Origin of the sequence: Spirobacillus cienkowskii, from assembly GCF_037081835.1 — a bacterium.
Taxonomy (GTDB): Bacteria; Bdellovibrionota_B; Oligoflexia; order Silvanigrellales; family Silvanigrellaceae; genus Silvanigrella; species Silvanigrella cienkowskii.
This window is the reverse complement of sequence record NZ_CP146516.1, coordinates 105,783-117,609: the sequence shown is the minus strand read 5'-3', so window position 1 is coordinate 117,609 and position 11,827 is coordinate 105,783. Positions and strand designations below refer to the sequence as shown.

Here is an 11,827-nt window from a genome sequence, read left to right as displayed (position 1 = left end):
AAATCCTCAACTAAAGTAGTCTTAAAAAGCCTTACAAAATACTTTTTCTATAATAAAAATCTTGTTTTTGCAGTTTACTAGGCCTTTTTTGTTTTGAAGATGGTATCTTTTCAAAAACCATCACTTTCCAGTTTACCGTACCGACTCCATTGTACAATAGCATGCGAACTTTAGAAGTACCAATATTTTTTGCTTTTAAACAAATTTTGTTGTTTAAATTATCCCTCTGAATAGCTAAAATATTAGAATTTTCAATTTCTATTTCTAACACTTTTTTTATAGGAATAAATTTACATTTTCCTAGTCTAATATTAACTGTTTCTGTTTCTTTACTTTGAATAGTAAAAGAACTTATCCAAAAACAAATCAACATTAAAATCAATATTTTCTTAATTTTTTTCAATTTTAACCCAATCTTCACATTGCTGAATAATATTTATTTCTCTAAACTCTTGTTCAGAAAAAATTAACGTTTTAACATCTAAATTTTTAATTTTTGCATAATAAGCTAATCTTGATTTACTTAAAAAACCATTTGATTTAAAAACTAATCTGTATTTATCAATATATTTTAAACTAAAATATCCTAAAAAACATTTATCGCTTACTATTTCTTGAACCAGTGCATACTTTTTATTTTTAATAAAATACAAAGGATTATCAGTTAAAAATTGTGAATATTTATTTGGAATAGATATTTCATTTTTATTAAATTTTTCAAAACTTTTATGATTTTTTTTAGTTGTAATATCAAATCTATTTTCAGCTTCATTATACATTGCAATTATAAAATTTACAATTGCAGAAATAAATAGCACTCCAATAGCTATTAAAAACCCAACAGAAATTATCTTGCTCATTTACAATACGCCTCTAATCTTAAATTCAAAAAAAAATAAGACCTCAAGGAGATACTTGTATTAAACAAAAAAAAGGAACCCTGTTCTTTTTCTGAACAAGATTCCTTTTATACGCTTAAAAACAGAACAGAGATGTTTATAATTTAATTCTTTTTTAAGTATGTTCTACTCGGTAAAGGAATTTTTTTAGTGTTGGTTTTGGTTCCCAACTCTGCTTTAAACGAAATACCTAATAAGTTTCTTCGTACTTCTATTCGAGGCTCGTGAGCACTAGAAGAAAAACGATTCATCCCAGATAATGGAATACTTGGCTTCTTATTAATTTTAATTTCGCTAGACAATGAATCTACAAGCAATTTACCTTTAACAAGCGATTTCTCAATTTTTTCAGCAAACTTTGCTTTCATATCTCTATCAGACTGCTTTAAATATTCTTGCCATATTTCTGTATGATACTGAAACCATTCATTAATAAGTTTTAATGAAGCGTCATTTACAGCATTTTTGCCAGATGTATAATTCTTTTCAAAGAGTTTTCCTTGCATAAAACCTCCTTTCTATTTCACCTTTTATTAGGAAAAACTCCATCTTTCCTGAACGTTAATTCTAAGCAGTTATTAAGTAAACAATTATAGACACTTACAAAAACACCAAAACAACAGCAAACTTAGAAACTACTTATTTCACTTTATAATATCATAATTTTTTTAAAATTGCGCGTTATTTTTAAAACTTTTTAGAGTGTAATTTTTGCAGTATTGAATACATTTAAATCTTTCGCGTTAAAATTTCTTTATTTTTTTGGAGCGAAAGTACTTTGCAAATTTGCGCAGAACTAAACTTCGCAAACAACAAACCCATAAACGTAATTGCAATAAGGCTAATTGCGGTTTGCAATAACTGCGCAGAACTTGCATGCTGCGGAGAAACATTAAAAATCGAAAAAACTAAAATAGCCACAATTTGCATTCCACCCATGCCACCTAAACCAATAGGTAACAACGATGCCAAAGACAATATTGAAATAACAGATAATATAGCCGAAAAAGGAATAGACGCAGATATTGCAACACCAGATAAATATAGTCCCAATCCCATTAACATAAAAGAAACAAAACTTAAAATTAATGGAACCCAAAATAAAGTTACTTTTTTAATTCCTAACGTCAGCACGTCAAACAAAGAATTGAGCTCATTAAAAAATTTTCTAAAAATTTTATTTAAAATTCCTTTACGAAAGGTAACAATACACAAAGTTTCAATTCTAGTGATAATTTTTCTAAAAAATTTAGATTTTGCAAGAAAAGGGAGAGTCAACATCAAAACAAAAAGAGAAAAATTAAACAATAAAAATAATAATAAATTATTTAAATTACCAGGATTCTGATAAACTGATTTAAAATAAAGAAATAATATTGTTATACATCCAATAAAAAGCATAACAATAAAACCAATGAGTCTGTCCATTAACGATACTGCGGCAAGCTTTGATTTAAGAGACAAATCAGTCAAAGCCTGTTCTATTCCATCAATAATTTTATTAGATTCATTAATGTTTGCTGCCTTATTATGACTACCTAACATTAATGCAATTCTTAACACTTCTATTACAGCTAACGCGCCAGGAAACCATTGCCCTATTGCAAGACTTACATAATTTGAAGCCAAAACATTTTTAAATGCTGCATGAATTTGAAATATTTTTAACAAAGAAAAATATCTCAAAGTTAAAAACAAGATATTTAAAATCTGAATAAACGCTATAAAAACAATAATTTTTTTATTATCATAAAACGACTGACGCAAAGAAGAAAAATTAATAATTTCTTGAGAATACATAAAATATATTGTCAAAACTGATAAAATTAATAAAATAAAAATTTTAAAAAGAGTTCTCACATTTATTATTCCTCTTCTGTAGATTTTTCATTTTCGCTAATTAGATCAAGCTGTCTCATTTTACGATACAAATGGCTTCTTTCCATACCCATCGCTTCAGCGGTTTTAGAAACATTTCCATCAAATTCGCTCAGCTTTTTTTGAATAAACATTTTTTCAAATCGAGCTCGTGCTTCTCTAAAATCACATGGATTAAACAAATTCTCTAGTTCTTCGTTTTTATCTTGACGCATACAATTTATAGGATGAGGAAGATGATGCGGTTCGATAATATCAGACTTAACCATTATTGAAAGTCTTTCCATTATATTTTTTAATTCTCTAACATTTCCTGGCCAAGAATAAGATTTTAAAATATTAATAGAAGTATTTGAAAAAGATTTATTTTTAATGCTATTTTCAGCAGAATACAGAGACAAATAATGAGATGAAATCAATTCTATATCTTCTATTCTTTGCCTTAAAGGGGGAAGATGAATAGGTATAACGTTAATACGATAATACAAATCTTCTCGAAAATTTCCTTTTTTTATTTCTTCTTCAAGATTTTTATTTGTTGCAGTAATTATTCGCGCATCAACAGAAATCGTTTCATCAGAGCCAATACGTTCAATTTTTTGCTCTTGCAACGCTCTCAGTAACTTACTTTGTGTTTTTAAACTCATGTCACCTATTTCATCTAGAAATAAAGTACCACTATGTGCAAGCTCAAATTTTCCTCGCTTAGATGTATGCGCTCCTGTAAATGCACCCTTTTCATGTCCAAATAATTCACTTTCAATCAATTCATCCGGAATTGCCGCGCAATTGATAGCAACAAAAGGCTTCGAACACCTATTTGATTTTTCATGAATTAAACGGGCAACGTTTTCTTTGCCTGTTCCGTTTTCGCCGGTAATTAAAATAGTTGTATTTTTTTTTGCAACCATTTCAACAGTTAAAATAATTTCTTTTAAAGACTGAGAATTACCAAGAAGTGTATATTTATTTTGAAATCTATTTTTTAAATTTTGATTTTCAAATTTTAAATCCTTCATTTGCAAAATATTTTGAACATGCAATAGCACTTTTTCGAGACTTAAAGGCTTTTCAATAAAATCAAATGCTCCAAGTCGCGTGCATTTTACAGCAGTTTCTATATTTGCATGACCACTCATCATAATTATATAAAGATCAGGATTAACTGCACGAATTTTTTCTAGAGTTTCTGTTCCTTGTGAATCTGGTAACCAAACATCTAAAAAACACACATCTGGTAGTTCTCTTTTTGCGAGTTTTATACCAGATTCCGCACTATTTGCAGTAATAACCTTGTAACCTTCGTCAGATAAAATACCCGATAAAGTTGTACAAATATCTTTTTCATCATCTATAACAAGTATTTTTCCAGCTATTTGCGTTGCATTCAACTTAATTTATCCTCGTGTTTTTTTAAATTTATTGCAGGAATCTCTACTATAAAAACTGTACCTTTTGGATGATTACCTTCAACATAAATTCTACCAAAATGCTCATCCACAATTTGTTTCGCTATCACTAAACCTAACCCAGTTCCAGTTTTTTTTGTACTAAAATAAGGCTCAAAAAGCCTACTTCTCACCTCTTTTGAAAGTCCATCGCCATAATCTTTTACCTTGATCTTTAACATCGATGAGCCCGTCATAGATTCCACAGAAACAACCACAGGCACGCCTTTGCCTTGCGATACCACCACCGCATTTGAGATTAAGTTGACAAGCATTCTTACAATTTGGTCTCTATCAAATTTACAAATCACCCCAGGCAGTTTTTTTGTTGTTCGTTCGTCATTTTCTAATTTAATGTATTCATCATCTATTTTTAGCTCAAAGATCATAGGAACATTTTCTGAATTTCCAACAAACCCTTTTAATGACATATACACAAACTCAACAATATTCCCTTCTTCAAGAAAAGCATGGGGCATACGCGAAAACTTAATAAATTCATCAACTAAAAGCCTAATACTTTCTGTGCTTTGTAAAATTATCTGCACACATTCTTTAAAAATACTTTTTTCTATCCCCTCAAAACGCTCAGAAAATCTGCGCTCAATTCGTTGAGCCCCTAATTTAATGGGGGTTAATGGGTTCTTAATTTCGTGCGCAACTCTTCGTGCCACATCTCTCCAAGCAGCCATTCTTTGCACTTTTGCAAGCTCGGTAATATCGTTGATAAAGATAATTTTAACCATTTGCCCCCGAGGCGATAATAATGTGGTAACCGCAACCTGAAGCTGGTATTCGAGCTCAGTAATTTTACCAACCCACTCTTGCTCAATATGCTTTTTGGTTGAGCCAGCCACTTCTAGCAACGCCTTTTCAAAGGCATTATGAAACACATCTTTTTCTATAAGCTCGGTAATGTGTCTACCAATTGCATCGGCTTCTTTAAGTTTAAAAATGCTTTCTGCTCTATGATTCCAAGACTCAACAATCAAATTTTGGTTTAATGCAATGACTGCGGCATTTACGTTTCTTAATAAGACTTCATTATATTCTGATTTAATTTGCAGCTCATCCGCTTTTCTTTTAATTTCATTTGAAAATAATTCTGCTCTTTCTTTTTCTAATTTTAAATCAGCAACCATTGATCTAAAATTTAATGCAAGTTTACCCATTTCATCATCAGACACAATTTCATCAATTTTTACAGAATAATTTCCATGCGAAATACTTTCTGTTGCTTGAGATAAAATTTGCATAGGAACAGTAATTTCTCGTGCAATAGTAAAACCAAGCCAAGTTGCAGAAAATACAATTAACAGAGTGATAACCCCTAACATCACATAATAAGAAAGCTTTAACACCTTTGCAGCATTTTGCGATTCTGGGTATTCTGATTTTAAGAGAAGCCATTGGGGGTGCAGCATTTTAGGTGAAATAATGCCAAAAATAAAATTAGAATTTGACTTCATTAAAATCATTCTATCTTTACCAAACTCAAACCATACAGGTTTTATACCTACTTGCAATTGATTTTTTTCGATTACATTTAAAATAATTTTTTCATCAAGTTTTTCATTTTTAGAGATATATATTAATTTATCTTTTCTTTTATCTTTTACAAAATCAAAAGACTCTAAATTATCTTTTGTTGGATACTGATTATTAAATAACTTTGAAATTTGGGTTTGATACTTTGATTCGCTATTTAATGTTTCTTCAGTGGCTTCTACAAAGTTTGATGGTAACCATTTTTCAAAATTAGTATTGACAAACTTTGTAGATACATAAAGAAGTATAACTGTTGGCAATAAAGAAAAAAACAAAAAAGCAGTCACAAGTTTAGTATTTAGCTTGCTTCCAAAAGCACCATGAGCATTTTCGACAATTAATTTTACGCCGCTCCGAAAAGTTAAAAATACAAATAATAATAAAAGAATAACATTAATATTCACTGCCGAAAAAAACAAAAATATTGAACTACCAAAAAACTTACTGCCAAATACAGCTCCATCTTTAACAATATGACTTTCTAGCCATGCTCCAGTAACAGCAATAATAATTGCAAAAAATACCCAAACAAATATTGCATATAATCTAGAACGATATTTCATAATTTCTAATAGCCTCTAAATTTCTGATGTGCAGCATAACAATCAGAAAATAAAGTATATTAAATAATACATGAAGAAAATAGTTTTTTTATAATTAAAATTATGTTTGGGATTCAAAAATTATTGATTATTATATAATATTATTAAACTTTTTAATTTTAAAAAAATTTAGTTTATAATATTTTTAATATTGTAAAATTTTATAAATCCATAACATAGTAAAATTTTATTGCATTTTTTTTAAATTTGTATAATAATCTTAAAGCATTCTTAATATTTATAGTTATATGAATGTCTTAATAAAAAAATTACAAGGAACATATTATGAACCCTGTTCACAATACGCACAATCTTATAAAAACTTACTACGGTTGTTTTAATAATAAAAACTACAACAACATGGCAGAACTACTTTGTGAAAATGTTATTCATGAAATCAATCAAGGCCATGTAGAGATTGGCAAAACTAAGTTTTACGATTTTCTTGTTAAAATGGCTTCTTACTACCAAGAAGCAATTGATAATCTTACAATTTTGGTATCAGAAGATGGCCTTAAAGCAACTGCAGAGTTTGTGGTACTTGGCAATTACGTGAATACAGCGCCAGGTTTACCAGAGGCAAGCAATCAAACCTATTTATTAAATGTAGGTTGTTTTTTTGAAATAAAAAATAACAAAATTAGTAGAGTCTCTAATTACTATAACGTAACAGAGTGGCTCAACCAAATTAATCCTATAAAAAATAATGTTACAATAAAACCGCTATTTGGCGAGCAAATTCATAAACACCTTGAGGAATTTGCTCACTTAAGAATTAATATATTTAAAAATTACCCATATCTTTATGATGGCAGTATTAACTACGAAAAAGAATACCTTAATGCATATTTGCAATCACAAAATTCTGTACTCATTGGCGCATTTTACAATAACGAACTTGTTGGCGGTGCGACAGCAATTCTAATGCAAGACTCTTACCAAGAAGTAAAGCAACCATTTTTAGCGCAAAATTATAATATTAATAATATAGTATATTTTGGTGAAAGTGTTTTGCTCGATCGCTTTCAAAATAGTGGCATAGGTCACAAATTTTTTATTCATCGTGAATTATTTGCGTTATCGTATAAAAATATAAATTATACTACGTTTTGTCATGTTGTAAGAGACAGCAATTCTTTAAACATTAACAATACAATTGATAATAAATTATATGCCTTATGGAATAGTCACCGTTACTTTAAAGACAAAAAACTCACTTCATTTTTTTCTTGGCAAGATATCGGAGAAAAAAATGAAACGCAAAAAACAATGCAATTTATGCTAAAAAAATGGGAAAGGTTTTAAGTAAAATTTTTTTATGAGCAACAATCAAATAATCATTGCAACAAGTCAATATTTGGCAGAAACTTTAAATTCATTTGCCGAGTGGGAAAGCAAACAATTTGCATTTTATGGCGAAGTCGCTGCACAAAAACCACATTTGTTACTTTACCCAGAATATGGTTCTGTTGAGCTTATTTTATGCAATAAAGATATTAAAAATCAAAATCCATTAAGCCAAGTGCAGGCAATTCAGCACTTGCATCATAAATTTATTACAACCTTTGAAAAATTGGCAAAAATTAATAATTGCCACATTGTCACCCCTAGTTTTCCTATTATCGAAAATAATATTTTAAGCAATCGCTGTTATTGGGTTAGCCCTTACAAAGGTGTAGAAGGATATCAAGATAAATTAATTCCAACCCCCTATGAGCGAGCAAATTTAAACCTTAATTATAAACACAAAGCAATGCAATTGTTTAAAATTAACAATATTAATTTTGGCATTCAAATTTGTTATGATTCTGAATTTCCGTTTTTAATTTATGACAGCGCCCACAAGGGAATGGATATTTTACTGATCCCTTCTTGCACCGATGCAGTTTCTGGCTTGCATCGGGTTAATATTGGCGCTCAAGCGCGAGCATTAGAAAACCAAATTTACACAGTTGTTTCAAGCATTACTTGTTACTTAGATTGGTGCGACATCATTTATGATAGCGGAGGCTATTGCAGCTGTTATGCAACCCCCGATCTTGGCTTTCCGCCTAATGGAATTATTGGCAAAAAGGCTGTCAACGAAATTGGCTGGCTTGTGGTAAATTTAGATACCACTCTGTTACAAAATGTGAGAAAATTGGGTAGTGTCACAAATTATCAAGATGCAACTACTTTTTTTAATAACTCACTTTAACAAATCCAAGGCGGATCTTTATCGCGCACTTCTTTAATCCATTCCATTTTTTTAAAGTGTCCTAAAGGGCACAATGTTGCCAAAATAATATTTTTAAATCCTGCATTATAAATTTTTTTAGCAATTTCGTCGCCTTTTAAATCTTCGTTTAAATTATAATCAATATATATTGGTGTATTGCTATCGTATTTTGCACATTCTTTAAAAAAATCATGCGAATTAAAATAATAGGCAACCTGTTTATCAATAGACGAAGCCTTCCAGTTCATATGAATAATATCATCATCATCAATTAATATTGCATCAATCTTTTGCTTTGCTTCAGCTTCAATTACCGATATTGGCACATAAAATGTAAGCCCCTTCGGAATCATTTTAATCCCTAATTTGTTGCAGTGATCAGGAAATCCTTCGTCCTCATAGCGGCTTGTGACCAGTACCGACTGCCGTTCTATTTTTAATTTTTGAATTAAATCGATCCCATTTAAACTATGATTGATAAACTCATAATCACACAAAAACAAGGTTTTGTTATTTTGCTCATTTTCACGTTTTTCATACCAGTTTATGACATCTGTTGGATTCGAAAAATGAATAATGGCAATTGATTTTTCGTTTGATAATGCATTATGAAAGCGCTCATTCCAAATATTATGAATCGAAGCATCATCATCAATCACGGCAATGGTTGAATTTTTTTCTATTTCTAACACAGACACAAACCAGTATGGTTCTAGCACCCTAGGTAGTGACAAACACACCTTCGTACCCTTTCCAACATCAGAGGTAATATCTAGGTTGCCATTCCATTTTTCTACTGTAGTTTTAGCGTGATACAAACCAAAACCACTTCCCCCTTTTTTTTCAAACGTTGCTCCATGATTCATAAGCTTTGGTAAAATTTCTGGAGGAATTCCTTTACCGTTATCTATAATATTTAAAAAAACACGTTCTAAGTGAGAACTCAATTCCACACTCACACTGCCTCTACTTTGAAGCGACTCCACTGCATTATTAATAAGATTTGATAACACTCTCTTAAATTCTTTAGGTTGAATTTTTGCAAACAAGCCATACGCATTTTCGCCAAAACTACCCTGAATTTCGACACCAAGATTATCACGATATTGCATGCGTTTTTCAGAAATTAACGAATCCATTAAGCTTGAAATAAGTTGCGAAGACAGATCTTCATCAAGCACATTGGCATTTTTATTTTCATCTTCATTGATAATATTTTGATGCTGCAAGATAAGATTATTTGCAATGTCTTGCATTCTTTGTAAGGCGCTTCTTAGCATAATTCTGCTATCTTCTGGTAATTCTAAATTTTTTGTAAAAAAACTATTTAGCGCAATCAGTGGCGAACGGATATCGTGCGCAACCTGGGCAAGGCGGGTGAGTTCGTTTTGTTTTTTAAGCTTTTCTTTTAAAATAATTTCTGCTTTTAATGCATCAATTTTATTTGCAATCCCTTCTACCTCTTCTAAACAAAAATCTCCCCTATTGCTATTATTAATAACAAAATCAAATAATTTATTTAAAGGAACATAAATGTACTTTTTTAAATACCGCTTATTTAAATAGTAAGAAACAAAACAAATAAGCATTATAAAAAACACCACTGCTATTACACAAATAAATGTATTTATATAACTTTGCACCTTTACTGTAAAGGCAATAGCAACATTGTTATTTTTTATCACATACAAATCATGTATAACTTCTCCGTTATTTATTAAATATGGAGTACAATTTTTACAGGCAAGCACCGTGGGTTCTATTTTTTTAATTTTTTCAAACATTAAATTTTTATCAAAATACACATAAATATTGCCCAAGCAACGGCCATAGTTAATATCTAGTTTTCCGTTAATGTAGCAAAGTTTTAATAACACATAAGCATCACTTTTTTTACCCACTTCTAAAATATTTTTAAACGTTGTATCAACCAGCTGAAAACCAGTAATTTCTTCGCTAATATAATGACTAAAATTAGAGAGCACCTCGATTTCAAGCTCACTTCTTGAAAACGGCCCCGAATTTAAATAATCAACAAATGGAGTAGAATTGCTTAATAGCTGAATCCGCTGAAAAACATCATTGGTATAAATTTTAAAAATTTGATTCTTTTTTTCTTCGATTAAATGTAAGTTTTCTTTTTTAAGTTGATAATAGGTTATTAAAAACAATAATAATAAAAACAATAAAATCACACCAATTGAGCCAAAATAAATAATATTGATTGTTTTTTGCACAAAATTAAAATTTACCGTTTTAAGGCTATTTTTATCCTTTGCCATAAATTGCTCTTTTCATAATACTGCTCTTTAGTTAAACGTGGCTGTAACTTAGTATTTTTAATTTTTTCGAAATAAGCTTTATTATAAGCTAAAAAATTTTTGTCTCCATTTTTTTCCGCATAGCCATAGGGTGAAAAATAGTAATCACTTGTTACCACTGGATGCAAAAATTCTTTAGATGCCAATTTTTCTGCTACACAATTGGCTTCGTGATTATTATCTAGAGCTGCAATCAAATCAAAAGAATCTAGCGAATAGTTTTCAAGCACAGTAAATTTAAAACGCGAATCTTCGTGAATATACTTATACGCTTCGCCTATCCATAAATAAGCAAAACCAAAGTTAGCATCGTTAATGTTTTCAGAAAATTCGTTAGAAAAAATCATTTTATTTTTAGAAAAACGGCTATTTATTGATGCAAAAAAATGTTCTACATTATTGCTATCAAACTGCGCTGTAAAAAATTTTACAGATTCTAATGCATCGTCCGCAAAAACTAACGTTTTATTATTAAAATCAGATAAAAAATTATTGCTTACTAAATTTTTCTGCAAATTATATTTTTTATCGTGCAAAAAACCGTTCATACTTAAACTATACAATGCTACATTTTTTTTAAAATTTTGCTTATTATAAAAGGATAATACATTTGGATGATAACTTTCAATAATATTTTTAAATGTAAACTTGGAGTTTTTTAATTTTTTTTCTAAAGCAAAATAATTATTGTATGCAAAAATTGTCACAGAGTAATTATGATTATTTATTCTTCTTAAAAATTCGTCATTGCTATAATATTCGTCAAGATTAATTTTTGTGTTGCATTGCTTTGCAATTTTTGCAAGAGCGTTTGTATCTACATAGCCCCACCACGACAAAATGCTCACTGCAAAAGCGGAGTATGAGGGAAATACACAAAATAAAAATACACTAAACTTACAACACATTTTAA

At 29.8% G+C, this 11,827-nt stretch carries 10 protein-coding genes; 2 read left to right on the top strand and 8 right to left on the bottom strand.

All coding sequences use genetic code 11. The features are described 5' to 3' along the window. Positions 1–31 precede the first annotated feature (31 nt). The 6 genes from Spiro2_RS00510 to Spiro2_RS00485 all read right to left on the bottom strand — a co-directional run bounded on the left by Spiro2_RS00510 (position 32) and on the right by Spiro2_RS00485 (position 6,336). A complete protein-coding gene (locus Spiro2_RS00510) occupies positions 32–403 on the bottom strand; it encodes a hypothetical protein (RefSeq protein ID WP_338636354.1) in 372 nt (123 codons plus the stop codon). Next, a complete protein-coding gene (locus Spiro2_RS00505) occupies positions 390–860 on the bottom strand; it encodes a hypothetical protein (RefSeq protein ID WP_338636353.1) in 471 nt (156 codons plus the stop codon). Before Spiro2_RS00505 ends, Spiro2_RS00510 begins: the two co-directional genes overlap by 14 nt. 143 nt (positions 861–1,003) lie before the next feature. Continuing rightward, a complete protein-coding gene (locus tag Spiro2_RS00500) occupies positions 1,004–1,405 on the bottom strand; it encodes a hypothetical protein (RefSeq protein WP_338636352.1) in 402 nt (133 codons plus the stop codon). Positions 1,406–1,628: 223 nt separating this feature from the next. Further along, a complete protein-coding gene (locus Spiro2_RS00495; protein WP_338636351.1) occupies positions 1,629–2,759 on the bottom strand; it encodes a flippase-like domain-containing protein in 1,131 nt (376 codons plus the stop codon). Between the two features lie 5 nt (positions 2,760–2,764). Further along, the gene (locus Spiro2_RS00490; protein WP_338636350.1) at positions 2,765–4,168 is read right to left on the bottom strand and encodes a sigma-54 dependent transcriptional regulator; all 1,404 of its coding nucleotides are present in this window, start codon (positions 4,166–4,168) and stop codon (positions 2,765–2,767) included. Next, on the bottom strand, positions 4,165–6,336 hold the full coding sequence (locus tag Spiro2_RS00485; RefSeq protein WP_338636349.1) for a sensor histidine kinase: 2,172 nt from the start codon (positions 6,334–6,336) through the stop codon (positions 4,165–4,167). The genes Spiro2_RS00490 and Spiro2_RS00485 overlap by 4 nt, the downstream gene beginning before the upstream one ends. A gap of 324 nt (positions 6,337–6,660) precedes the next feature. Between Spiro2_RS00485 and Spiro2_RS00480 the strand changes: the two genes are divergently transcribed. Continuing rightward, positions 6,661–7,680, top strand: a complete 1,020-nt coding sequence (locus Spiro2_RS00480) for a hypothetical protein (RefSeq protein WP_338636348.1) — start codon at positions 6,661–6,663, stop codon at positions 7,678–7,680. Between the two features lie 13 nt (positions 7,681–7,693). Next, a complete protein-coding gene (locus tag Spiro2_RS00475; RefSeq protein ID WP_338636347.1) occupies positions 7,694–8,572 on the top strand; it encodes a nitrilase-related carbon-nitrogen hydrolase in 879 nt (292 codons plus the stop codon). Here the strand turns inward: Spiro2_RS00475 and Spiro2_RS00470 are convergent. Continuing rightward, positions 8,569–10,875 (bottom strand): HAMP domain-containing sensor histidine kinase, encoded by a 2,307-nt coding sequence (locus tag Spiro2_RS00470; RefSeq protein ID WP_338636346.1) that lies wholly within the window; start codon positions 10,873–10,875, stop codon positions 8,569–8,571. The genes Spiro2_RS00475 and Spiro2_RS00470 overlap by 4 nt on opposite strands. Then, on the bottom strand, positions 10,842–11,753 hold the full coding sequence (locus tag Spiro2_RS00465; protein ID WP_338636344.1) for a hypothetical protein: 912 nt from the start codon (positions 11,751–11,753) through the stop codon (positions 10,842–10,844). The genes Spiro2_RS00470 and Spiro2_RS00465 overlap by 34 nt, the downstream gene beginning before the upstream one ends. Positions 11,754–11,827: the final 74 nt, after the last annotated feature.